The following is a 25154-nucleotide window of genomic DNA, read 5'->3' on the forward strand; positions in this document are numbered from 1 at the left end:
ACGCATAATTTCACTTCACACATCAGCGCTCGAATGTATGAGCACCCGCTTCTCTATACCCCGAACCAACGCATCCTAAGCCTCTTCACGATATTGCCCCGGCGTCATGCCGACCATCTTGCGGAATGAACGGATGAAGTTCGCCGAATTGTTATACTGCAACCGCTCTGCGATCTCTACAATCTTGAGATCGGATTCCTTCAGCCATCTCTTGGCCATACTCATCCGGTATTGGGTCAAATATTCGCCGTAGTTAATGCCAGTCTCCTGGCGGAAGACACGGCTAACATAGTGCGGGTGGTAATTGATCCGTGCAGCGCATTCCTCCAACGTGATACCGGAGTCAAATTCCCTGTGAATCATATCCATAACCGCCTCGGAAATAAGCTTGAACTGGGACTCCCGGCGATTGCCCAGTTCCTGAATATAAGGAAGGACGAAGATTGACCAAAACCAGTGCTCGATCTCTTGCACGTTCCGAAGCTTAAATAAGGACTGGATCAGCGTAGCTTCATCCTCGGCAATCTGTTCCATCGGAATGGACAATTCCTGGCCGAACTTAAGGAGGTCGGTCAATAACCTCAGCAGAGTCAGCTGATAGTCCCTGGGTTGCGATTTCGGCTGGAACAGCTCTCGGATAAATTGCTGCAGCGCTATCTCCGACTGCTCCTCGTTCCCGGCGCGAATCGCATCCAGCAACGCCTGCTCGCCCGCATATGGATATTCGTTGAAGTTACTCTTCTGCGGCTGCACGTCCTCGATGAATAAGATCGATTCTTGCCCTAAGCCTACCCTATATTTCAATGAAGTCAACGCTTCATGAAGTCCCTGCTGCGCTTCGGCAATACTGCTGAAGGAGCGGCTGATTCCGATACTCACTTTAATCTCAAGATATTGAACGATAGCTTTCTGAATTTCGTCGCACAAGCCGAAGATCTGCTCCTTGAACCCTTCCTTGGAAGAGCCGATCAAGGTTACCTGACAGTCCGATTTTACGATCGGCACCAGCCTTTGCTCCGGCACGATAAGCTCGCTGACTATATTACTGATGGCGAACATAAGCAGATCCCGATTCGACTCCTCGAATCTGGTATCTTTAAGCGAATCGATCTGGATCGCAACGACACACATCGCCTGCCAAGGCTTGGTAAGATCGTACAAGTTCAGCTTTTCCTCGAAATCCACAGGCTGAATCGTGCCGCTGAACAATTTTTGCATGAAAAATTCCCTCAGCTGGATCTGCTGCCCCTTCAGCTCATTCATAATGGCGGACTGGTTGCGGATCAGGTAATCCACCCGCTCACCAATGACTTGAAGCTCACCCGATGGCTTGTTTTCTTTCTCCGTAGACGGAATGCTCGTCAGCATCGCATACAGCGAGTGGATCGGACGATACATTTTCCTCGACCCGAACCAGGCCAGAAGGAGTGTAAACAGCATAATCCCAAAACATACCAGCACGGTAATCCAGCCGATAATCGCATTCTGCTCATTCAGCTGTTTGTTAGAGGTAACCGAGATGTAGGACCAGCCGTTATAAGCGGATTTGCGGTACGTCACCGTGACGGCCTCTCCTGCCCGCTTGGCCGAATATTGACCAGCAGCCTGATCCGCTTCAATCAGGGATTGCAGATGAGACTCCTCTGCTGCACCGTACCCGAGTCGGCTGCTATCGCGGTCCACAATGATCGTGCCGTTCTGATCCAGAATGAAGGCGTTTCCAAATTCATTTTGAAAAGAGGCATCGAAATCCTTAATCACGTCTGCCGACAATACAACGCAGATGATTCCCGTCGGGTTCAGCGCATTAAACGGGTACTTCTTAATAAAGTAGACGGATTGATAGGAGCTTGGATTATCCAGTGAACCGCTCGACCAAAAAGAGCCGCGCTCATTCCTGGAGAAAGCTTCGAGCATCGGCCGAAATTGCGGCGCGCTGTAGTCGTTGACCCCGCTCCCCGACACCATCCATTTGTTAGCGAGGCTGAACAGGAATACCTCTTGGATGCCAAGCTCATACGTTTGGATCTGGGAGATACCCTGATAGAGCTCGCGGACCATCTGAAAATCCTGATTCGTGATTTCCTTGTCGAACGCGTTGGCAACGACAGGCGATTGGAGCAGCTGGGTCGCTGAATTATCGATCGTTCTAAGCGTCTGCTCGGCGCGCATCTGCATTTGCTGCAGCAGCAGCTTATTGCTGTCATTCACCTTCTCCTGCACGGTCCTGGTCGAGTTATAGTAGGCGAACGTTCCGAGCAGAATCACCGGAACCGTGCCGATCAGAACGGATAGTAGCAAAAGCTTGACTAGATAAGACGAGGGCCGAAATCTCATAATGCCTCCCATGGAAAGTTTTCTTATCAGCAGTTCAAGTCTATCATGAAAACTCCGGCTTAAGCTATGATGGGATTCCAGGGCGCTAACGTCTTCTGCCCGCTGCTGTCCTTACCCGTTATTGGGCCGCCAATTTCGCATATTCCGCATTGATCTCCTCGACGATCTTGCTTCCGCCGCTCTGCTGCCACTGCTCGACCGCCTGCTGCCAACCGGCTTCGTCAATGGAGCCCATGATGAATTTGACCGTCGCGTCGGCAATGATTTTGGACAGCTCCTTGCCCTTCTCGATCTCCGTATTGGAGATGAACGGCGCAGCCGGGTTCGGCACGGCGATCGTGGCATTGTCCTGGAATAGCTGCGTCGTCTGCTTCTCCAGCTCCGTTCCGTAGTTAACCACTTGATCCTGCAGGATCATAAATTGGTTGCCGTCCGTAATCTCGGCTTTGACCTTCGGATCCTCTGTCGGCAAATAGTTGCCGCTATCGAGCGTGTACTGCTTCCCTTCGATGCCATATTTCATTAGATTCTGATTGTCCTTCTCGGACACTTGATCGAAATACGTGAGAATCTGCTTAAGCTCGCCTTCTGTCTTCACGCTGGTCTTGGGAATCATATACATGCCCAGATAGCCTGCGCCGGCACGCGTCCTTTCGCCGAGCGGACCTGATATCCGATTAATCAGGCCGATCTTCGCATCCGGCACGACCTTCTTCGTGTTCTCTTCGATGTTCTTGGCGTCCAGCATATTATCAATCCAGAGCCCCGCTTGGCCTTTCTGCATCACGGAGCGGCCGTCCTGCACAATCGCGAAGTCCTGATTGATCATTTGCTCATCATACAGCCTCTTGTAGAACCTCAACGTCTCCATATAAGCGCCCGTCATATGAGCCGGGACCAGCTTGCCATCCTTCAGCTCCCATTCATTCGGTCCGCCCATATACACGAGAATATCCTTGAAGCCGGCGATGTTATTCCCCTGCATGCCTATAGCGAGGCCGATCGTGTCCGGCTTGCCGTTCTGATCGGGATCATCTGTTGTAAAGGCTTTCAAAACGGTGTAAAGCTCATCGATCGTCTTCGGCGGCTGCAGACCCAGATTCGTCAGCCAATCCTGCCGCATCATCAGGCCGAAACGGGCCAGATCGCGCTGACGGTATAACCCGTATACCTTGCCGTCGATGGAGACGTTATTCAGGACAATCTCCGACATCTTGCTCAAGTTCGGATAGTCTTGGAGATACGGACCAATCTCCCAGAACATCCCGCTTCGGACCCCGTTCACGATATAGGAAGCTTTCGGCTCAAGCGCGACGAAAGTTTTCGGAAGCTCGCCAGAGGCAACGGTAGCGCTCAGCTTATCGGTATACGTGGTGGAAGGCACCCATGAAACCGTCAGCTTGGTATTGGTGTTCGCCTCCAGCTGCTTCAGCACGGCGCTGTCCTTCGGCATCTGCTCCGGGCTGTAGGTTGGGAGCATCATGGTGAGTTGCAGCGGTCCCTCTTCGCCGGGATTGCCGCTGGACTGGTTGCCCTGATTATTCTCTCCGCAAGCGGTAAGCGCCAAGGTGAAGGTGAGCAGCAAAGCCCCCGCGTTCATCATACGTTTCCGTTTTGTTCTGACCATACCTGTATCCTCCCTTTTCCTGGTTCTATTATATCTTCATCCCTTAACCGAGCCCAGTAGTACCCCCTTGGCAAAATGCTTCTGCAAGAACGGGTAGACGAGCAGGATCGGAAGAGTGGAGACCACAATGACCGCCATTTTGACCGCCTGATCCGGCGGAGGCACTTCCGATTCCATCGCGGTGGAGTCGCCGATGCCGCCCAAAGCCAGTATCACGATCTGCCTGAGCAGCACCTGAATGGGCCACTTGGTATTGTCATTTATGTACAGCACGGCGTTAAAAAACGTATTCCAATGCCCCACCGCATAAAACAACGCGAAGGTCGCGATAGCGGGCATCGACAAGGGCAGGACGATTCGCAAGAAAATGCCCAGGTCGTTACATCCGTCGATCTTGGCCGATTCCTCCAGGCCATCCGGCAGCTGCTGGAAGAAATTGCGGATAATGATCAAGTTAAAGGCGCTGATAGCGCCGGGGATCAGCAAGGACCAGTAGGTATCGATCATTCCGAGCTGCTTGACGACGAGGAACGTGGGGATCATCCCACCGCTGAACAGCATCGAGAACACGACGAGCATCAGAATCGGCTTGCGGAAATCCATGTCCCTCCGGGCCAGCGGATACGCCATCAGACAAGTGAAGAACAGATTGATGAGCGTTCCCGCAACGGTAATGAACACGGTCACCAGCAAACTTCTAACCAGCGTCTGGGTCGAAAAAATATATTTGTACGCATCCAGCGAGAACTCCGTCGGGAACAGAATGAACCCGCGCGTCAACAACTCCTTCTGCGTCGCGAATGAACCCGCAATGACATAGATAAAAGGGATGACGGTGATGAGCGCGAACGCAAAGAGCATGGCGGCATTCACGCCGTCGAATAGCCGGCTTCCCCAGCTTTGCTTAATCGGCATAACGGTGTAACCCTCCTTCTCTAATAGATGCCTTCTTCTCCGAATTTCTTGGCTAATCGATTCGCCAAGACAACGAGAATCAAGCCGACGATGGACTTGAACAAGCCTACCGCCGTACTGAAGCTGTATTGTCCCTGGCTGATGCCGACGGCGTACACATACGTATCGAATACTTCGCCGACCTCGCGGTTCATGGCGTTCAGCATCAGGAAGATTTGCTCGAACCCCGTATCCAGGAAGTGGCCGAGCCGAAGGATAAGCAGAATAATAATCGTGCTGCGAATCGCCGGAAGCGTAATATGCCATAGTTGGCGAAGGCGGTTCGCGCCATCCATCCGGGCGGCTTCATACAGCTGCGGGTCCACGCCGGACAAGGCGGCAAGGAAAATGATCGTCCCCCAGCCGGTCTCCTTCCACATCACCTCTGTCGTGATAATGGTCCGGAACCATTCGTTGCTCACGAGGAAGGTGACCTTCTCCCCGCCCAGCTTCTCCAGCAAGACATTGATGAATCCGCCTTCCGTCGTGAGGAACATGTAGGCAATGCCGACGACGACGACCCAAGACATGAAGTGAGGAATGTACACGAGCGTCTGAACGATCCGCTTGGATAATTCATGCCGCAGCTCGTTGAGCATCAACGCGACAAGGATGGGCAGCGGGAAGAAGAACAGAATGTTATATAAGGCGAGAATGAAGGTATTGCGGAACAAGACGATAAAGTTCGGATCGCTGAAGAGACGGTCGAAGTGCTTGAATCCGACGAACGGGCTATCCCAGAAGCCCAGATACGGCTGATAGTCCTTGAATGCGATGAAGATGCCGTACATCGGCCAATATTTAAAAATAAGAAAATACAATAGCCCTGGCAGGACCATCAAATAAAGCCAGCGGTTTCGCATCAATCTGGCAATCAGCATGAGCTTTCCTTCCTTTCGGCTCCTCTTGTACAACCAGCTGGTTGAATCTGGTTTCATCATAGAGAATAGGGAGGGTTGCCGTCGATAGTCCTGCCTTGCTTAGATGATCGCCGCCGCATGCCGACAAGGCCGCCGAATCCGGGAATAGTCATTAGTTGCGGTCATTGTTATAAGCTCACATGAGCTGCAATCATTATATTCACGTAGCTATTATTGGAACTCGGAGCACCCTTGCCTACCACTTCGATCCGGATTGTTAGGGTTGTAAGGTACCCGGTTTTCGCAAGACTCAAGTAGCTTATTCATTTGCTAGAGACTTCCTTAAGGTTGCAATAATAACGCTTACTGCCTCTGCCCGCGTAGTCATCTCTTTGGGAGCAAAACGGTGATTCTCTTTGCCTCTCATTAAACCAGCCTTGGCGGCGGTGGCTATATAGGATCTGGCCCAGGCTGAGATTTGTTCATGATCTGCGTAATCCGTTATGCCGGTATTGGGTTTAACCAGGTTAATCGATCGGATGATGACAGCAGCCATCTCCTCTCTTGTAATCAGGGCATTGGGTCGGAACGTCCCATCCGGATAGCCAGTCATCCAGTGCTCTCGGACAACAGCTTCGACCGCGGTTGCCGCCCATAATGGAATATCATCAGAGAAGATTGGAGAACTGCTGACCTCGACTTTGGTTTGTTGCGCATTCGCCAGCATTACAGCAAATTCAGCACGACGCGTGACGCCTTTACCAGGTTTAAAAGTGCCGTCTGGGTAGCCCTTCACAACACCTTGTCCGACCGCGTTAATAATGGCTGCCTCTGCCCAATGACCGGCTATATCCGTAAATTTGCCGGGTGCTTATTCGTGCTTCAACCTTGGCCTCCGGATCAATCGTTTGTAGATCTAAGTATGAATTTACAAGTTTCATCTGGGTTAACCGCAGCATGGTCCTCCCTGTACTTATTTTCTTGAAAATCAAAGTTGCAAGCTTGGCCTTGCCATTCAAGCCAGGAACGCTGCCTGTAAAAGGATTAACGAAGAAACCAGTTAGACCTGTGCTGGATGATAGAAATTGTACAAGTGCAGGGTCATAGGAGAGCACGATATCATAAGCATACATATCCGTTAAATTGTCAGCTGCTACTGTCAATTCGATGCTGTCATCTTGGTCTGTCAGTTCCAGCTTGACCGAGGGCATGGGATTCCCGGCTGCGGCTGCCTCGGATATCGGTAAAGCGGTATACATCATCACAAGGAGTAGACATGTAAGCCAAAACTGCCAGTTGTGCCTTGTCATATGAGAAGCCTCCTCAAAATATAAAGAGATACATGCCTGGTCAGACGACCAGGCATGTAAGTGATAAGGGGTTATTCAATTCCCGCCAGCCAATTGCCAATAATCATGCGGGCAACAGCGGCAAGCTCTACAATCGTAATTTGACCGTTGCCGAACAAATCGGCTTTCTCCACTTTACTCCAATCCGCATCCGTCGATTTGGTGTTATAGTATTTGGCTATGATCGCCAGATCACGAATCGTTACGCTCGTTTGTCCTGGTACAAGCGTAATAATTTGGCTAGAGAACGTGATTTGCGCAGCCGACAATACGGTTGTCGCCGAATCCACCTCGGATTGCGTTACTTGTTCGTCGTTGTATACCGCCTTAGCGGCTTGAACGGCTACTTGAAGTGCATCGATTACTGATTGCGGGTATTGGCCAATCTTGCTGCCTGCCACCGCTTGGTCCAGTTTACTATGCGCAGCCGCTATCGCCGTGTTAAGCGCTTCTTTATTGGCGGATGGTACTTGTACTTGGATCTTGCTGTTATTGAATGTATCGACAGCAACGTTCAACACTGTCGTTGCATCATTAAGTTCTTCTTGCGTAGCTTCCGCAGCGTCCCTGACCGCAGCTGCGGCACTAATTGCATTCTCCAATGCTATCTTGGCGTTTACTGGATATTGGCCAGGAGAAGAACCGATTGGCGCATTGGCAAGGAGCTGTTGCGCGTTCGTGATGGCGCTACTCAGTCCGGACTTATCGATACCAATTACCGTTTGTACAAAGTTCTGTACTGCGCTATTGAGCGCGTTGACAGCAGCATACACAATATTTTGAGTTGCGGTATCATCGTCTGCGACAGCTTGAGCCGCTTCAATTGCGGATAAAAGTATCGCTTTCGTACCAGTCGGGTATTGGCCGACCATCGTACCTTCTACAGCCGACTCATGCAGCGCTTGAGCCGAAGCAATCGTACTGATCAAAGCGGCTTTATCCGCCAGCTTCACTTCAATCCCCCATGTCGCATCCGAGGTGTTGACACTTATGTCCCCTTCGCTGTGAGCTACAACAAAATCAGACAACGATATGTTAGCCGTGCCGGCCGATGCGTCCGATTTAGCCTTCCCGTGCAGCCTAACAAGCTCGCTGCTTCCAGAGAGGTTGTTATCAGACGTACTCAGCATCAGGATCAAGATTTGCCCAATATCAGCTTTTATGCCTGTACCGATAATTTGCATATCTGATGCTAATGATTCAATGGCTCCGTCATCTATTACCAACTGATTGTCTTCATTTTGTTTTGTAGGGAATACAAGCTTCTCCGGATCATAATTCAGAACCAGACGAAGCGAATTGTAGTCCCGATCTAAACCTTGAAGTGTGACTTTGATATCCACATTATTATCAACGACTATGGATGCAGGGCCGATTAAGGATGCCGTAGGTTCGGTTGGCTCTGCCTCTGCGCTTACCGTAATGACGCTTGTTGCCGTAAATGCACCATCGGTCGACGTCACCATAATGACCGCAGAGCCTTCTCCTGCAGCCGTCACCAATCCGTTTGCATCAACGGTAGCGACTGCTGCATTGCTTGTTGACCAGTTGACCGTTTTATTGCTGGCTTCTTGTGGTAGAACCTTCGCTTGCAGCTGGGTCGTTTCTCCTACCGATAACTCCGCAGAATCAGGGTTTACCGTTATACCTGTTACTGCAATACCTGAAGCAGTGACGTGGACCTCGATACTTGCTGAGAACTCGTTGCCTCCAGGCAGATATGTATAAGAATCGACGGTTAGTGAAATTTGCGCCGTACCTACTCCAGTCGCCGTTACTTCTCCGGTAACCGCGTCGATTGCCGCGACTTCCGGGTTATTGGATGACCACGCAATAGACTTGTAATCCGCGTTGCCCTGGAAAATACTCGCCGAAAGCTGTTCCTTCTCCCCAAGCACCAGAGCAAGACGATCATCGTCAATCGGAAGTCCATTATGCTGTATACCGATTCCTTCAACAATAATAGGAACCTTGACGCCAATCGTTTGACTTGCCGTAACGCCGGACTTGGCCGTTAACGTAATAACGGAGGTGTCGACCGTCTCTCCTTGAGCCCCCTCCAGGATTGCTGCCGTTACATTCCCATTATGATCCACCGTAACTGCGTCAGGATTGGAGCTGGACCAAGTCAGCCGCGGATCGGCATTGACCGGTGTGATCACTGCAGTCAGAGTTACGGAATCGCCAATAATCAACTTGGAAGGAACATGTTGCAGCGTAATGCTCTCTACCGGCGCGACATATTTGCCATATACCTTGAAGTCATAGATACCGGTATATTGCTGCGCCGTCCCTTTCTTCTGTACTGTATTGACGGTCAGCTTGACATAACGCGCATACACGCCTGCCGGGAACGGATCCGTTGTCGACACTTTGTAAGCCTGCGCTGTATCGTACGAGCTGACAATATCGTTGTGGTTGATAATTCTCGTGAAATTCGTGCCGTCCTCGGACACGCTGACTTCAAAATCGCTTGCAGCCCACGAATAGACTCTCGTAGCATCAATGAGAGCCGTCTGCCCCAAATCGACCGTCAACGTTGCGCCATACGTATACGAGTTCGGCGACCATGCCGACGTGTCACTGTTATCCACCGCGCTTGATGCGGAATAAGAGGAGCCGGTTTTACTAGCTGTGACGCTTTTGCCCAGCGACAAGACGTTCGTCACCGTGACAACAGAGTCCGCCGTGTAGCCGCCATCATCCGTCGTGACTGTAATAGAAGCTGTACCAGCTTTCAGAGCGAATACCTTGCCGTTACCGTCAACCGTGGCCACCTGCGGATCGCTGGAGCTCCATTGTACGTTCGGGTTGTCCGCTGAATCCGGCGTAATGACCGCTGTCAACTGCGTCATCTTTCCGGCGTCCATTGTTACCGCCGGAGGATCAATGGCGACGCCCGTTACGTTCAGAACATCCGCGACGATAACCGGTATCGTCACCGTTGCCCCGCCGTCATTCGCAGCGACCGTAAGTGTCGTCTCGCCATTGCCGACAGCCGTAACGGTTCCATCGCCGCTAACCGTTGCAACGGAGGCGTTACCCGTCGTCCAGGTCAAACTCTTATCCTTGGCATCCGCCGGTAATATGGTTGCCGTAAGGGTCTCCGTGTCGCCCGTGCGAAGCCGCAGCGAATTCTTGTTCAGCGTAATCAACTCGGTCGGCACGTCGATGACCGTAACGGCAGCTTCGGCCGTCCTGCCGCCATCCTCGGTTGTTACCGTAATGATCGCTTGACCTACACCCTTGGCCGTAACAAGTCCCGTGCTGCTCACGGCTGCAATGTCTTCATCAGAGGAAGCCCAGGTTACGCCTTGATAAGAGGCATCCGATGGAGCAATGACCGCAGTCAGCTGCTTCGTTCTGCCTACCCCAAGCTGCACGTTAGCCGTATCCAGCGTAACGGCGTCCACCGGAACCTTCGTTACCGTCAGTTCAAACTGCTTGGAAGCAGAGCCATCCATCGCCGAAGCCGTAATCGTCGCGGCCCCTTCCTTCTTCGCGATCACCGTAACGCCCGATGTCACATTACTTTGCTGATAAAGCGTACCCGGCTTGCCGGTTTGGACTGGTTCTCCCAGGAATCCGGCAACCCCAGGATCGGATGAAGTAAATTTGATCACTTGATTCGTTGCGGCTGTAGGCAGTGTGGCTTGCAAGACGGATCGCTCCCCGATATCTAGCGACATCGTTTCTGCCGTAAGTCCGCTCCCGCTCAGCGTTAACGATCCGGCTGGTGTTGCCGGCGTCACCGTCACTGTGCTTGTATCCGTGAATCCTCCGTCTTCGGTCTCTACCGTAATGGTAGCCGTACCTGACGAAACGCCTTTCACAATGCCGGCGGCATTGACCGTGGCGACGGAAGGATCAGATGACGTCCATCTCCGGTTTGCATTCGTGACCTGATCGGCAGGAGCAACCGTGGCCAAAAGCTGCTTCGATTGGCCGGCTACGACGGTCGTAATCTTCTCCTTCATGGCAATGCCCGTTACAGGCGATGGCGTCACCGCATAAGAAGCCGTATTGAATGCAAGCTGACCATCCAACGGCTTTGCAAGCGGCTTTCCTCTCCATAAATAAGCATAGGTCCCGTCAACTGCATGGCCGTCGTGGGTAAACAACGTCCGGTCGCCTACATCATTTCCCCACTGATGACCTTTCGGACCCGGCAGATACGGGCTGTTCTCGCTGTATTCTCCTTCGTACCCGTCCCCTTTCTCAATCCATTCCGCGGCCCAGTAGAAGAAGCCGACCTGCTGACCCGTAGGATTCGGTACATCCCGCAATGTCTGCATATAATCGATCAGCCAGTTGTATTGGCCACGCTCCGACTTCTCGTAATAGCCGTTCGTGGTACTCGATCCGTTCGGCACTTCAGGGGTGTAATCAGCTGAAGTGTAGCTGAAGCCCGTCTCTACGAAAATCACATCTTTATCCGGCCACTTCGCGAGATTGTTAGACAGCATACTGTAGAGCGAGCCTGTCGGCCGACCGCCGTACAAGGAATAATCCTGTCCATCCCACGTAATACCCGCATTCGTATTGGCATCGAACCAGGAATTGGTGGAAGCCGGATCATAACCGTTGTTCAGATGAAGATGCCCACGCATCGCCGGCGACACGTCCTTCATCGCCTGGTAAGCCGCATTAATCAGCTTCGCAAATCCTGCGCGGGTGTTCGACCAGATCTTCCCATCATCCCAGACGATGCCCGAGTTCTCCTCGTTGCCGATTTTTACGAAGTCTGGTTCTACGCCGGCCTCTGTCATACCTTCCAAAAAATCGAAGTTGTAATTATACATCGTCGTCTGCAGCTGCTCCAGATTTTGATTCTCCCAAGCCAGCGGCTTGGTAGCTTTTCCCGAGCTCATCCAACCGTCGCTGTAGTGGAAAGAAGCCATGAACTTCATGTGATGGGCCTTCGCCCGCTCTGCCAATTCGATGGTATCATCCTTATCGAAGTATCCGGGAAGCATGCTGTAGGTTGAACTCGAACCTTTAGTCAGATTACCCGCTTGTACGAAGGTCATCGGAATAACGGCGTTTACGCCCCGATTTTGCATGATATCAAAGAAGTCTTGGCGTACCCCATTGGCATAATAGTGGCCGTTGAAATCCTCAATTGACGGCACAAACGAAATATCGACGCCTTTAATAATGGTGTCATCCAGCTCGAACAGGTCTACGCTGTCAACGATAGCGGAGCCTGCTCCGGCATTCTCGAGGGCTAGCATCCCTTGCGTCTCGCCTGCTCCTGTCTTGAAACCGACAGTCAACAGGGAATAGTCCGTCGTGGCGGAAGGTGCGCTTCGCGCGTTATCGATATCGGCTATACCGATCTTCACTAGGCCGTCCGTCTGTTTGACCTTGGCCCGAACGGAAGCGATATAACTCGTATTTGGCTTTAAGGGCACCTGCTGCGTAACTTTCGCACCTGCCACCAGATTAAGCGCTTTCAATCCGGCATCAACTTCAATACCCGCTATGACGGCTTCGCCAGTGGCCGACCAGCCGTTCAGATCCTGCTCGAATCCCCAGTTCCGAACCGGATTGTGATCGCTCAGCACCAGCGTGAACGAAGCATCGTCCATTGACAATGTCATGCCGGCCGTCGCGTTCTGAAGGTACAGGCCAATCGTCGCCTGGCCATTATAGGAAATGACATTGCGCATCACGATTTGAACCCAGCCATCCGCGTTCGGGTAACCGTTTACATAAGCGCGCATAACCGGTGCTCCCGTATTCTTCGCTTCCAGATAGGCGGACTGATCCGGCCCGGAAGCGACGGCAGCCTTATAGGCGCTTGTTTTCACCCAGGCGCTGAAGGTATAAGTACCTTGCTCGAGCCCGGTGAAGGTTTGATAAACCCCAGCTGCAGGATTATCGAAAGAACCCGTCTTACTCGTCGACGCAACTTTGACTGAATAAGCACCTGCCTTGCTTGAAGCCTGCGTCGTAACTGTACCGTTTGTCGTAATCGTCTTCCACCCGGTTGGCGTGGCGGTTACTGCCGCATCACTTTCGAAACCGGGATTGGCTAGAAGGTTACTGCTTGGAGCCGCCGCGTAAGCTGCTGGTATCCGCTTCGGGTTCATAATTCCCGTGAAGCTTGCCGCCAGCATAACCATCGTTAACATGACAATGAACCCTTTTCTTAAACCTCTTCTTATTCCCATTAACTTCCCTCCCTCAAAATGGTCATCTTTACTATAGATAGACCCCCTCTTGGCGCACAATAGACATCTTTCCGGCCATGCACCGATTTCCAAAACGCTTGACACGGCAAGGTTTTCGGCTGGAATACGGTCCATCAAAGTCGGGAAAGATCTCGATCAGGCAAGAAAAAACCGCCTTGCCGATTGACGGCAAGACGGCTGATGAACTAGTGGGAGAGGCTGGCACTATTTGTAAAATGTTCCTTCAATCGTCGCGCTAGCTCATCATCGGACAACGGATTGCGGTGCGTATTTTCAAGATAAATGTATTTCTCGGTTTCCGGCATGAGGTGCTCCTTATACCAGAGGAAGAAGTCCGGACTATCGCCGAACATGCGGATCCATCTTCTGAGCGTATCGACATTTTGTACGGTGCTCTCGATGTTGGTCAGCCAGTCTGCCTGATAGAAGCGCTCCCATTTGCCATGCTCGGATTCCCTTAATGTTGCAAGCCCTCTCTGGTAACTCCACATCGATTCGGAAGCATAGACGAACGCTTGCGGATAACGCTGAGCGGCAAATTCGTCGTAAGCGCGGCATAACCAGTAGAACCCTTCGCAGCCTGACGAATGGAGCTCGCCATGGAACCGAAGCTGATCGATGGCTCTGCGCCGGTCACCGGGCTCAAGCTTGTCCAGCACCTGATTACAGCGCTCCAGCCACGCCGACCACGTTTGGATGCCTGACGTAAGCCGTTCCTCGAAGCCCTTTACTTGTTCCTGAAACGGAACTTCGCCAACTGCCCAGATGAGCCTCGGATCCGGCTTACCGTCTTTTCCCTGCAGCCAATGACCGATAATCTGTCTTGCCGGATGGTGATAATATTCGTCGCCTGCCAGATCATCTTCATTCTTGCCATAGGCAATTGCCGCCTCCGCGTAGCTGTGGTACAGCTCCGCAAGCTCGCTATGATAAGCAGAATAGTAGCTGCTGACGAACTGTTCCAGATGCCGTTCCACGTTGATCTTGCCGGTAAGCCATAGCTCCCTCATGATATCGAGCGAGTACACATGCGGGCGGATGTTGCCGCTGTTAACCAGTAGATATTCATGCGCTCTGGCAGCAAAAGCACCCTCAATTTCTTGCCTGAGAAAACCGGCCGATCCCGGATACATGGTCAAATGATTGGATGCCTGCAGATCATGGAAAGTAATATGGTAATATACACCGTGTTTACCGCCGTCATCGGCAGCCGGAAGGGCATGAACCCGGTGATTCACGTTATTGTGCCGTCGGGATACCATTTTTCCGTAACCGTTATCCGCCCATATTTTGATGACATCCGCCGGCAAATCAATATACCCGCCTTTGTACAGCTCGGAGATTTCGCCATACAGAGCTACGCAGCATTCCGGATTAGGAACTACGCTGCTGATCATATCATATTGCCGTTTAATCACCTTACCGATCATGGCACCGCGCTTCTCGGACGTATCAAAGGAAGGATCATTCATCCAAAACGGTGCATCCCCTTGCCCGCGGAACGATAATACCCATAGGACCTTCATATCCTTCTGTTCTTCGATCGCTTCCTGCCACAAACGCTCGAACAGTTCCGGCTCTTGCTGGTAGCTGGCCTGTCTACCAGGGAATGCCCGAAGGAACATTTCCGCTCCAAGCGGTTCAGCATGATGATGGGTAACCCATAAGCCCATCTCCGCTGCGAGCTTGTAATGAATTCCGTCTCTAGGCAGATCTGTCCCCGGAATAACCATATTACCGCCACAGCGAAGCAGCGCTTCAAATACGGGTTCCCATACTTCTCGGGTTGGCGGATAAGGCTCCTTCCAGCCAATCAGGCAAACCTCATCGTTCACGAACCAGCCGCGGTAACGCACCTTGGCTTCCGACGAATCAACGTTGTGACAAGGAATAACAATCTTGCTTCGAGGCTCAATAGACTGATCCATCCAGAACCAGAACGGCTGGATACCTAAGTACGTTCTCGTAAATTCCAAAACCGCGTAGACAATTCCTAATTCGTCATAACCGATAATACCTACCTGGCCAACCTCTCCGTGCTGACCGAAACGATAGCAGAATGCCTCCGGCCGCTGCGGACAATGATCCTGTTCTTCCCCTAGCCGGATGACCAAATCCGCGGATTCGATATATTGGACCATCTCCGGCTGTGCGCCTAATACCTTTTCCAAATCTCGCTTTAATATTCTCAGCGCATGCTCCAGGGGAGAGGTCAGTTCGACAGCAACATGAATACGTACGATTCCTTCCAGTTTCAACTGCGCTAACATCTCGTTCCTTCCCTTCATTAATTCGTCGATCTGTATCTACTATAGGAAACCTTTGCACCAGGCACAATTGACACCTTTCAGGACATGCACCAAATTCCGAAACCCTTGACAGATATGCCCTCGATTATGCAAAAAAGCCCGGACTTAACCATCGGGACGAATTGCTTTTTATCTCTCGCTGTAATCCTCTCTCCTCGACTCTAATTCCCGATACTGCCCGGGGGATATGCCGACAATCTTCTTGAATACTCGTATAAAAGACGTCGGGTTGCCATAACCCATCATCTCGGATATATATTGCACAGTAACATCTGACTCACGAAGTAGCTTCTTTGCATATTCAATCCGCAGGCCGATCAGAAAATCGCTAAAGTTCTGCCCGATGCTTTCCTTAAACAGCTGGCTCAGATATTTGGGGCTAATCTGAAACCGGTCGCTCAATAGCGTAAGGGAGAGATTCGAGTCCATAAACTGCTCCGTCACATAATTTCGAATTTCTCGCATAAGCGCATTATGACGTCGGCTTTGTGAGAGTTCTATAAGATTATCTGAGAGCTGCATTAAGGTCGCAAGAAACTCCTGCTCAAGCTGGGCAAGCGTATCCGATTGCTCCGCTGCAGCGGAGAGGCGGGGCTTCGCAACCTCACGCCAAGGCTTCATCGCTTCGGGCAATGCCCCATCGATTTCAAATTCCAATTGAAAAATAAAATAGTGAACCAAACGATCGACATCTTCCTTTCGAAGACGATGGATCGTAATCTCTTCAAATAGCTTTCTCAATTCATGCTGCCATTCGGCCTCCGACATCCGGAGCTGGCGGACAATGGTTCGGATCATATCCAGATAGCCGAACCATTCTCTGTCCGGCCTGCCCTTCACTTCTATGGAATCGATAATTTGATTAATGCCAACTGATACTTTGATGCTAACTGCAGCCTCTGCATCCTCGAAGGATTGGGCGATTGAAACTTCGTCGTTGGCTGCCGTTCCGATCCCAATTGTCACGGTAAAGTCGAGATGGTCCTCTACCCATGCCCGAATCTGCTCTGTGAGGTGAAGCATCTGATGTTCCAATGTGCCGTTTTCTTTGGAGATGAGAAGAATGACAAGTTGATTTTTCGCAATCCACTCGACGATTACGTTCATCCCGTTTTGTTCAGCTGTCTCCACGGTAACACTGCTTATAATGAATTTGAACAAGGATTGATCTGCCGGGCTATATTTCAATCCGAACTGTACGTATTGGTCCAATTCCAGAAGCGCGACCATAAAGTGGCCGGCCGAAAGCCCAAAGTGTTGCCATTCCTGCTCCCATGCTGGCCGATCTTCCTTGTACTCCCCCTTCAACAATATTTGTAGAAACTGTTGTCTGCGAATGACCATATGCTCCTGCTGCTGCTCCTGGAAGGCCATATTATTCGTTATCAGTCGTTCGATCGCTTGGTCAATAAAGGAGAACTCATTGTCCTTGTCCTTGGGATCTGTCTTTATAATCGATGAGAACCGTTCGATCCGGTGCAGGATGGATTCGATCGGCTTATAATTTCGCCGGGTCACATAGAACATCGAGCCGATCGCAAGGACGATTGCGCTAAGTCCTAGCAAAACCCATAGTGTGCTGCCATGGAATAGAAAATCGAGCAACTGCCCACCCTTGATGCTTATTCTGTATGTCCATCCAGTATAGTCCGACACGACATCCGCGCTCAGCCTATTCTTCGATGGAGCCGTATGTCCTGCCTGAAAGAATGAGTTACCCTTAGAATCATACAGCTGTGCATCCGTAATTGTACGATCTATCATCTGCCCAATATAGCTGCTGAGCGACGAAATTTTCACGTTCACCATCAGATACCCGAGGCTGCCAGAATCACGAGGAATCTTGAAGCCTAGCGAAATAACGCGTATTTGTGCAGGCGCCCCTTGGGCGATAATTTCTCTTGCCCGTGGAGAAGACCAAACGCCCGTATAAGCCTGTTCAAGTGAAGTTTGGACAAAGCTACGGTCGGCAAATTGATCCAACGGACGAATCGTGCTCTGATCGAGCACATAGCCGTCTTTGACCCGGTACAAATAGACGGAATCAATGAGGCCGTAACGCACCATAAGATTGCTAAGCTGATTTGACGCTTCGAAGTTGAGAGCACGGTCCGATGTTGCTTCCAGAAACTGTTCCAAACTCCCGCCGGTTTCAATCATTTTCTGCGCGTCGATCGATATATTTTTGAGCGAGCTGTCCACCATGTTCGTGACATACTCGGCCGTCAAATTATTCGCTTGCAAGGCATTCCGAACGTTAAATTGGTTGATGATCGAGAAAAAAATAAAAATCAGCACGCTGATCGTAATAAATAGAATGGGAAGATATGAAAATAGCATCCGAATAATGTAGTTATTGTTTAGTCTCATACCTTCGCCATCCTTTACAAATAGAAATAGGGGCAAACCCCATAGATCAGAAGGGGTTTGCCTGGTTAACCTTTATTTCTTCATTTCTTGGTAAGCTGCAAGACGCTCATCCTGGATAGCCTGGCCGCCTAGCTTCAAGTATTCCTTAACGCCGTCATCAAAGATCTTGTTGAATTGATCCGGCTTGGCCAGAATGCTCTTCACGACGATTTCGTAAGCTTTGGCTTTCAGCGTCGTACCATATTTGATCTCGGATTCGATCGGACGATCAAAGCGAGGCATCGAGTACCCGTCTTTAAGTGCATTCTGAATGGATTGCTTCGCAATCTCTTCATAGCCCGGGAACTGATAAGAGGTAGCTTCGATATCTTTTTCGATGGAACCGAAATCCTTACCATTGGCAATGATCGCAATATCCGTGTTGTTATAGAAGGTTTTTTTCGCTTCGTCTGTCGTAATCGCTTTTGGGAAGCCGTTCTCAAGCGTATAATGTTGACCTTCCATACCATTCTGCAGGGTAAAGAGTACATCGGACTGGGACATCCAGTCCAAATACTTGATTGCTTCTGCCGCATGCTTGCTGGTTTTCGGAATCATAATGTGCATACCGATTGGATCATAGATCGATTTAGGTGTTTTGCCTTCTTCATCCGTGAACGGGTCGATTGCGATATACTCTGCACCTGGAACGTTTTGCTTTAAGGTGTCAAATACTTTGCCCGGTGCCATCAGGTTAGGATGCGCAGCCAGCGCGGTAAATGCGCCGACATAACCGTTCGCTACATCGCTCTCGAATTGCTTGCCGTCTTTATCGAGCGCGAAATCAGGATTTATGAGACCTTCTTGATAGAACTTGTTCAAATATTGAACGCCGTCTTTGTAGCCCGGTTTCGTTATTTCCGGAATATAGCTCGACGATGTAAGAGAATAGAACTCTTCTTCAGACATCTTGTTCACGAAGGAGTTAACCAATACGAATGGACTTGTAATCGATGTGTTATCCAGAGAACTGAAGTCATATGGAATCACTTTGCCTCCCGTTTGACCAGGGTCCTTCTCCTTAAACGCTTTCATAGTTTCGTAGAACTGCTCTGTTGTTGTCGGAACCGGAAGTTCCAGTTTATCCAGCCAATCCTTACGGATATACGTTGATTGGGTATACTGCAGCGGTCTCTTCGCAGGAATCGTATATTGCTTGTCGTTGAATACACCGTAATTCAATACTTCGTCGCCTAGGAATTTCTTCAGATTTGGTGCGTTCTCGATCAGGGAAGTCAAATCGATCAGGCCATCGTCCTTCACATAATTGTAAATCGTATTCATATCATAAGTAAATACAAGATCCGGTGCATCGCCGGTAGCCATTAGCACGTTCAGCTTGTCGACTTCCTGGTTACGCGGAACAGGTACGAATTCGAGCTTGATGTTATTCGGATCGCCGAAGTTCGTTTGGATCCATTGCGTCCAGAAGTTATCCGTTACAGGACCTGCACCAGCTGGTGCGTTGCCTCGATCGAATACTTCAACCTTCAGTGTCACTTTCTCTTTATTGGTGTTTGCTGCGCCCTCGGAGGTTGAAGCATCTGAGGTATTGGTAGAATTGTTATCATTCGAATTGCCGCATGCCGAGAGTACACTTGCCAACAGTACCACAGCGGCCGATGTTACAAACCATTTTCTTTGTTTTGCGTGCATGTACGAATCCCCTTTTCTCATAATGTGTCTTGCTCTATGTTATCACCTCTATCAAATAGAGGGATTAACCAATAGGGTAATGTCTAATAAGAGCATCGGCTACAATTTTAGAGACTTCCTGAGCTCCATGTTCATTCAGATGCGTATCATCCTCAATGCCCTCCGGATAATTAGCATGTTCTCCTGGCTGCAGCCAAGTGAACCACTGTTTAGACCTCGCTTCGCCCAACTCTTTGAAGGCGGCAGCGCTTCTACCGTTTAAGTCGATGAATGTCACATTATCACGAACGCACAGTGCCTCTGCAGACCTAGGATAGTCACCATGGGTATTGATCAGCAGGCCGTCGCCGTCAAAATGTCTGCGGCAAAGGGGAGAAATCAGGATGGGCGTCGCTCCCTTATCTCTTGCTCCTTGAATATATCGCTGAAGATAGTTCGGATAGGTGTGCCAAGGACTCGTGTGCCTCTCGGCATCCTCTTTGCTGTCATTATGGCCGAATTGCACAAGCAGGAAATCTCCGGACTGAATTCGGTCTAGAATTGAATCCAGCCTGCCCTCCTCAATAAAGCTTTTCGAGCTTCTGCCGTTTACAGCTTCATTAACGACTCTGATCGAAGACCTAAGGTATAGATGCAGCTTCGCCCCCCAGCCCTCCATCGGTGCATGCTCGGGCAGATAATTTGCGGCAGTGGAATCACCGGCTACATAGATTGTGAATGGCTTCATCCTTTCACCGCCCCTACCATTACGCCGGATACAAAATACCGCTGCAGCCAAGGATAAACAATCAGAATTGGTACGGTTGCAAACATAATACTTGCCGCCTTAAGCCCTTCCGCCACAACCTCGGTTGCAACAGCGCCTTCTTGAGCAGTCAGATCCGTCACCATACTATTCATGACGACCTGATACAGCTTCAGCTGAATGGGGTACATTTCCGAATTGCTGATATAGAAGAGCGCATCCATAAAGCCGTTCCATCTTGATACGGCATAGAATAAGCTGAGCGTTGCCAGTGCAGGGAGCGACAATGGAAGCACGATTCTAATTAGTGTCCCCAGATGGGAACTGCCATCCAAGTAAGCCGATTCCTCAAGACTCACCGGTATGCTCGTGAAAAAGGAACGAAGGATAATCAAGTTAAATGCACTGATCATGCCCGGAAGAATGAGCGAGAGCATACTATCCAACAGCCCCAGCTGCTTCACCAGCAAATACTCCGGGATGAGTCCGCCGCTGAAGAACATCGTAAAGACGATGATCATCATAAAGAATGTTCGGCCTTTCAATTGCGGCTTGGTAAGCGGATAAGCCGCGCAAATACTCATAATCATGCTCACAATCGTAAACACCGTTGTCAGAACAATCGTAAGCCCCATTGAACGGAGCATTCTAGAATCTTGGAAGACGATTCTGTAAGACTCAAAATCCCACCCCCGCGGAAAAATCGTCACCCGATCGGAGATAATTTCCTGCTTCGAGCTAAGTGATACGGCTATTATATGCATGAACGGCACTAGGCAAATGAGCATGGCCGTTCCAACAATGAGCATAATGATAATGTCCGACAATCTGATTCTTTTCAATCTCGCTTCCTTTGTCATGCTGCTGCCTCCTACCATATTCCTTGTTCACCGAACCGTTTGGCAATTGTATTCGAAATGACCACGAAGAACAGTCCAACCAAAGCCTGGAACAAGCCCATTGCGGTCGCAAGTGAGAATTGCGCGGATTGTAGTCCTGCTTTATATACGAATGTACTAATGACCTCTGCATAATCCATAACAAGGGTATTCCCCATAACGAATGGACGTTCAAAACCAATCGTCATGATATGGCCAAGCTGCATGATCAGCATGACGATAATAGTCGGACGGATGCCAGGCAGCGTAATATGCCACATTTTCTTCAGTCTGCCAGCGCCATCTACGTCTGCAGCTTCATATAAGTCTTTGTTAATGCCAGTCATAGCAGCCAGATAGATAATTGTTCCCCATCCAGCGCTCTGCCATATACCGGTCCCGAGGTACACTAGCAGCCAATGATTCTTCTCCGTTAAGAACGGAATCGAATCGAAGCCCAAGGAAGTAACCACGTTATTGACCAAGCCGCCATTGTTGGCGAACATCTGATACACGAGTCCGCCGATGATAATCCAAGAGATAAAATGCGGAAGATACAGAAGTGTCTGTGCCGTTTTCTTGAACCAGGCCACACGAAGCTCGTTAAGCAATAGAGCAAGTATAATAGGTGCTGGGAACGAGACAATGAGGTCCAGGAAATTTAGCATGAGCGTATTCCGCACGACAACATAAAATTGTTCCATCTTAAACAGCTCACGAAAATTCTCCAACCCGATCCATTCGCTGCCGGTTACGCCTTTAAAGATACTGTAGTCCTGAAAAGCGATGGCAGCGCCGTACATGGGGACGTACTTAAACAGAATGAAATAGGCAATTGGAAGAATGAGTAACATATACAGCTGGTAATCTTTCCAGATCCCTTTTGCCTGCCGGCGCTTTATTGCTGGCAATGACTTGCTTGGTGCCAAACTCCGATCCATATAAATCCCTTCTCTCTATCGTTTGCTTTAATATTGAATGGCTGTTTCCTTACTATTAGTGTCTTGGTCCAAGTCACTAACCACACTATACGAGGAAAGTATATGGCCCACAATATACTCATTTCCGCCTATCAACCGAATTCCGGATCCCTTGATACGACTGGGTTTGAGGCTCACTTCCTATCCTACATTCTGAAACTTGTTCATAGACGGATACAGGACCACACCACTCTTCACTTCGCAAAAATGGAGAGAAATTCAACCTACCTAGACCAACCTCCGTCGTGAGAGCTTAACGCTCAGTGACCAGTCTGCTTTATTTTCGATCCATATTTCATTCTCATACTGAGCATAAAATAAAAATAACCAGCCATTTTTTAGATGACCGGTTATTTCTACATGATTACATACGGTGGTTATTAACATTTCCCTGCCTGTTCCATTACTCCTTCAATCGATAGATGTACTCCGCTACTTACGATAAATGTTATTGCTTCGGTTATTCTTGAGGTGACATGAACTGCTGAGGCAATACCAGCATCGGCGCCTGTTGCATTATAGCCGGCTTGTGTATAGTGGAACTGATCCTTCATTAATCCCGCTGCGGCCATTCCTGAAAATTTGGTCGAAACCAGAACCGCTTTCGCGTATGTATTGCAAAGTTCGGTTTGCGCTTGAATGATCGGGTCAGATAGCGTTGCACAGTCTCGATCGTTCCCGATTCGAACGATGTAGCAGCGATCGAGACCGGCTGCGGTAATGCCATTGATCATCGCCTTAATTTTGATTGTATAATCCACCTTCATCATCCGATTATCACCGTCCGTCTCGCCTTGACACCAAACCATGAATTTATTCTTGATCGTTTAACCGTTTGCTGTTAGCCAGGACTTGGCGGCATTAAACCGGGCAATGGCATCGTTCAGAAATGCCCCATTCGGCTGCCATAAGTTGATTGACGTTCCCATAAACATGACTAGATCGACGTCATTAGATGCGCTCATATTTTTTACCACCATCCTATATCTAAAATGCACATATATAGAATTCGCAGAATGAGGAAGTTCTCTCATCTCGACATTAGCTGAACTTAAACCAATGTATTAAATTGAAAGTAATCCTTTGCATTGTCATAGCAGATCCGCTGTACGATCGCGTCCTTGCTATCGACGAGTCGTCCGGAAGGCGCAATGGAAACCTTTCACCGTTACCGGATCGATGCCATTCTTATATTTGGTGACCGGGACGATCGCGGCCACTCGGCGTACACAGCGTTAAGCGAAAAATCGACGATCCCTATTGTCGTTTATGGCGCAGCCGGTTCGCCTCCCTTCTCTACCATCGATGTCAATCGCGGGCAAGCCATTCGACTGGCACTCCGTCATCTGGCGGAGCTTGGACACCGTCAAATCGCATATATTGGCGAAACAAACGATGATGACCCTATGCAAACCGTCAAAATAAAAGCCTATCTGGATGAAGCGTCACAGCTTGGTCTGCCTGTAAACAGGAACATCGTCTTATCCTTGAATGGCTTGAAATTTCATGATGGCTTTCTTGCCACTAGGTCGATGCTCGATTGGAACAATCCTCCGACGGCTGTTATCAGCGGCGGAATTGATCTAACACAAGGCATCCTGAGGGCTATAGCTGAGAGGGGCCTTCGAGTTCCGGAAGATATCGCAGTCGTGAGTTACGACAACCTTCCGCAGATGGAAGTTACCGAAATCCCGACCACTACTGTCGGCGTCGCCATCTCAACCATCACATCTGTCATTGCAGCTATCGTGTTTGACTTGATTCATCATCCCGAAGCTATTAAGAATGTATTCCTGGAGCCAGAGCTTGTCATTCGGGCATCTACAGCATTGAAATGAGAAAACCTTCTCGGCAAGAATCACACTATGCTTCAGTTACCAAAGCTTATATTAACTCTTCATTTTTTGAAGGATGCTTGTCTTACCTATTAATAATCCCCTCAAAATTGAGGGGGTTATTATTGAAGTTCCTCACTTCTTCTTATAAAACTCAGGATAAAGCCTCATCAACGCCCGCTTCTCAATCCGCGACACGTAACTCCGGCGAATCCCCAACTCCTTCGCAATCTCCCGCTGCGTCCGCTCTTCCCCGCCGTGCTCCAGCCCGAATCTTCCGACAACAACTTCCTTCTCCCGATCATCCAGAATATCCAGGTTCTTATATATCTTGCTCTTCTCGATCTTCAGCTGCACTTTATCCACCACATCGTCGGCCTCCGAGCCGAGGATGTCGATCAGCGTAATCTCGTTCCCCTCTTTATCCGTCCCAATCGGGTCATGCAGGGATACATCCTTCTTCGTCTTCTTCAAACTACGCAAATGCATAAATATCTCGTTCTCGATACAACGGGCGGCGAAGGTCGCGAGCTTCGTGCCTTTGCCTTGCTGGAAGCTCTCGATCGCTTTGATCAAGCCGATCGTGCCGATGCTGATCAGGTCCTCGAGATCCTCTACCCGATGTAACCATTGGTTAGTGCCGAGTTTTATCCGTAGTTCTCACGACTTAATTAAATCCTGTCGGAGTGGCGTAAAGGTATCCAGCAATCTGCTCTTCCGCAGCGCCCGGCATCCGTGTTCGGCCATGCTCGGAATGTAGATCGTTTCCCCCGCCGAGAGGATCATCTTCTCGCCATTGACCGTGAATTCCAGTTGTCCTTCCAAACAATAAGAGAGTTGCTCATGTACGTGCTGATGCAGATAACCCGCTGCCCCTTCTTCAAAATGAACCTCCATCATCATTATGGTCTGACCTGGAGCGAATATTTTCCGCCTTACGCCAGGCTCGGCATCCTCCCACTGATTTAACGGACTCATTACGGCAACCTCCTCGTAATCTTCGTGCCGTCCACTATAA

The 25154-nt window shown here is 49.9% G+C and carries 17 protein-coding genes; 1 reads left to right on the forward strand and 16 read right to left on the reverse strand.

Annotation, left to right across the window (positions count from 1 at the left end; genetic code table 11):
• Positions 1–75 precede the first annotated feature (75 nt).
• The 14 genes from FHS18_RS00645 to FHS18_RS00710 all read right to left on the reverse strand — a co-directional run bounded on the left by FHS18_RS00645 (position 76) and on the right by FHS18_RS00710 (position 23071).
• On the reverse strand, positions 76–2337 hold the full coding sequence (locus FHS18_RS00645; RefSeq protein ID WP_183595887.1) for a helix-turn-helix domain-containing protein: 2262 nt from the start codon (positions 2335–2337) through the stop codon (positions 76–78).
• 118 nt (positions 2338–2455) lie between these two features.
• Positions 2456–3964 carry an extracellular solute-binding protein gene (locus FHS18_RS00650; RefSeq protein WP_183595889.1) on the reverse strand — a complete coding sequence of 503 codons (1509 nt, stop codon included), beginning with the start codon at positions 3962–3964 and terminating at the stop codon, positions 2456–2458.
• A 36-nt stretch (positions 3965–4000) separates the two neighbouring features.
• The gene (locus FHS18_RS00655; protein ID WP_183595891.1) at positions 4001–4879 is read right to left on the reverse strand and encodes a carbohydrate ABC transporter permease; all 879 of its coding nucleotides are present in this window, start codon (positions 4877–4879) and stop codon (positions 4001–4003) included.
• Between the two features lie 20 nt (positions 4880–4899).
• The gene (locus FHS18_RS00660) at positions 4900–5799 is read right to left on the reverse strand and encodes an ABC transporter permease (RefSeq protein WP_246427387.1); all 900 of its coding nucleotides are present in this window, start codon (positions 5797–5799) and stop codon (positions 4900–4902) included.
• Between the two features lie 298 nt (positions 5800–6097).
• Positions 6098–6574, reverse strand: coding sequence for an S-layer homology domain-containing protein (locus tag FHS18_RS00665; RefSeq protein WP_183595893.1), 477 nt, complete (start codon positions 6572–6574; stop codon positions 6098–6100).
• A 19-nt stretch (positions 6575–6593) separates the two neighbouring features.
• Entirely contained in the window at positions 6594–7088 is a 495-nt protein-coding gene (locus FHS18_RS00670) for a cohesin domain-containing protein (protein ID WP_183595895.1), read from the reverse strand.
• Between the two features lie 71 nt (positions 7089–7159).
• On the reverse strand, positions 7160–13303 hold the full coding sequence (locus FHS18_RS00675) for an Ig-like domain-containing protein (protein ID WP_183595897.1): 6144 nt from the start codon (positions 13301–13303) through the stop codon (positions 7160–7162).
• Between the two features lie 206 nt (positions 13304–13509).
• The gene (locus tag FHS18_RS00680) at positions 13510–15594 is read right to left on the reverse strand and encodes a glycosyl hydrolase 115 family protein (RefSeq protein WP_246427388.1); all 2085 of its coding nucleotides are present in this window, start codon (positions 15592–15594) and stop codon (positions 13510–13512) included.
• Positions 15595–15762: 168 nt separating this feature from the next.
• Positions 15763–17838, reverse strand: a complete 2076-nt coding sequence (locus FHS18_RS00685; RefSeq protein WP_246427389.1) for a helix-turn-helix domain-containing protein — start codon at positions 17836–17838, stop codon at positions 15763–15765.
• A 237-nt stretch (positions 17839–18075) separates the two neighbouring features.
• Complete coding sequence (locus tag FHS18_RS00690; protein ID WP_183595903.1) at positions 18076–19698, reverse strand: extracellular solute-binding protein; 1623 nt, start codon at positions 19696–19698, stop codon at positions 18076–18078.
• Positions 19699–19762: 64 nt separating this feature from the next.
• Entirely contained in the window at positions 19763–20425 is a 663-nt protein-coding gene (locus FHS18_RS00695) for a rhamnogalacturonan acetylesterase (RefSeq protein WP_183595905.1), read from the reverse strand.
• Positions 20422–21303, reverse strand: coding sequence for a carbohydrate ABC transporter permease (locus tag FHS18_RS00700; protein ID WP_183595907.1), 882 nt, complete (start codon positions 21301–21303; stop codon positions 20422–20424). Before FHS18_RS00700 ends, FHS18_RS00695 begins: the two co-directional genes overlap by 4 nt.
• Before the next feature lie 11 nt (positions 21304–21314).
• The gene (locus FHS18_RS00705; RefSeq protein WP_183595909.1) at positions 21315–22262 is read right to left on the reverse strand and encodes an ABC transporter permease; all 948 of its coding nucleotides are present in this window, start codon (positions 22260–22262) and stop codon (positions 21315–21317) included.
• Between the two features lie 419 nt (positions 22263–22681).
• Complete coding sequence (locus tag FHS18_RS00710) at positions 22682–23071, reverse strand: hypothetical protein (protein WP_183595911.1); 390 nt, start codon at positions 23069–23071, stop codon at positions 22682–22684.
• A gap of 381 nt (positions 23072–23452) precedes the next feature.
• Here FHS18_RS00710 and FHS18_RS00715 point away from each other — a divergent pair, with 381 nt between their 5' ends.
• Entirely contained in the window at positions 23453–24139 is a 687-nt protein-coding gene (locus FHS18_RS00715) for a substrate-binding domain-containing protein (protein WP_183595913.1), read from the forward strand.
• 132 nt (positions 24140–24271) lie between these two features.
• Here FHS18_RS00715 and sigK read toward each other — a convergent pair whose 3' ends face one another.
• Both sigK and FHS18_RS00725 read right to left on the reverse strand, forming a co-directional pair.
• Positions 24272–24787 (reverse strand): RNA polymerase sporulation sigma factor SigK, encoded by a 516-nt coding sequence (sigK, locus tag FHS18_RS00720; RefSeq protein WP_343060389.1) that lies wholly within the window; start codon positions 24785–24787, stop codon positions 24272–24274.
• A gap of 9 nt (positions 24788–24796) precedes the next feature.
• Entirely contained in the window at positions 24797–25114 is a 318-nt protein-coding gene (locus tag FHS18_RS00725; RefSeq protein ID WP_183595915.1) for a cupin domain-containing protein, read from the reverse strand.
• Positions 25115–25154: the final 40 nt, after the last annotated feature.

The sequence above is a fragment of the Paenibacillus phyllosphaerae genome, from assembly GCF_014192105.1.
Lineage (GTDB): Bacteria > Bacillota > Bacilli > Paenibacillales > Paenibacillaceae > Paenibacillus_Z > Paenibacillus_Z phyllosphaerae.

Excerpts from the sequence above, each read along its gene's own strand:
- FHS18_RS00660 (WP_246427387.1), bottom strand. The coding sequence starts at position 5,799 with ATGCTGATTGCCAGATTGATGCGAAACCGCTGGCTTTATTTGATGGTC.
- FHS18_RS00675 (WP_183595897.1), bottom strand. The coding sequence starts at position 13,303 with ATGGGAATAAGAAGAGGTTTAAGAAAAGGGTTCATTGTCATGTTAACG.
- FHS18_RS00645 (WP_183595887.1), bottom strand. The coding sequence starts at position 2,337 with ATGAGATTTCGGCCCTCGTCTTATCTAGTCAAGCTTTTGCTACTATCC.
- FHS18_RS00710 (WP_183595911.1), bottom strand. The coding sequence starts at position 23,071 with ATGATGAAGGTGGATTATACAATCAAAATTAAGGCGATGATCAATGGC.
- FHS18_RS00650 (WP_183595889.1), bottom strand. The coding sequence starts at position 3,964 with ATGGTCAGAACAAAACGGAAACGTATGATGAACGCGGGGGCTTTGCTG.
- FHS18_RS00700 (WP_183595907.1), bottom strand. The coding sequence starts at position 21,303 with ATGACAAAGGAAGCGAGATTGAAAAGAATCAGATTGTCGGACATTATC.
- FHS18_RS00690 (WP_183595903.1), bottom strand. The coding sequence starts at position 19,698 with ATGCACGCAAAACAAAGAAAATGGTTTGTAACATCGGCCGCTGTGGTA.
- FHS18_RS00685 (WP_246427389.1), bottom strand. The coding sequence starts at position 17,838 with ATGGTGGACAGCTCGCTCAAAAATATATCGATCGACGCGCAGAAAATG.
- FHS18_RS00655 (WP_183595891.1), bottom strand. The coding sequence starts at position 4,879 with ATGCCGATTAAGCAAAGCTGGGGAAGCCGGCTATTCGACGGCGTGAAT.
- FHS18_RS00680 (WP_246427388.1), bottom strand. The coding sequence starts at position 15,594 with ATGTTAGCGCAGTTGAAACTGGAAGGAATCGTACGTATTCATGTTGCT.
- FHS18_RS00670 (WP_183595895.1), bottom strand. The coding sequence starts at position 7,088 with ATGACAAGGCACAACTGGCAGTTTTGGCTTACATGTCTACTCCTTGTG.
- FHS18_RS00715 (WP_183595913.1), top strand. The coding sequence starts at position 23,453 with ATGGAAACCTTTCACCGTTACCGGATCGATGCCATTCTTATATTTGGT.
- FHS18_RS00705 (WP_183595909.1), bottom strand. The coding sequence starts at position 22,262 with ATGGATCGGAGTTTGGCACCAAGCAAGTCATTGCCAGCAATAAAGCGC.
- FHS18_RS00695 (WP_183595905.1), bottom strand. The coding sequence starts at position 20,425 with ATGAAGCCATTCACAATCTATGTAGCCGGTGATTCCACTGCCGCAAAT.
- FHS18_RS00725 (WP_183595915.1), bottom strand. The coding sequence starts at position 25,114 with ATGAGTCCGTTAAATCAGTGGGAGGATGCCGAGCCTGGCGTAAGGCGG.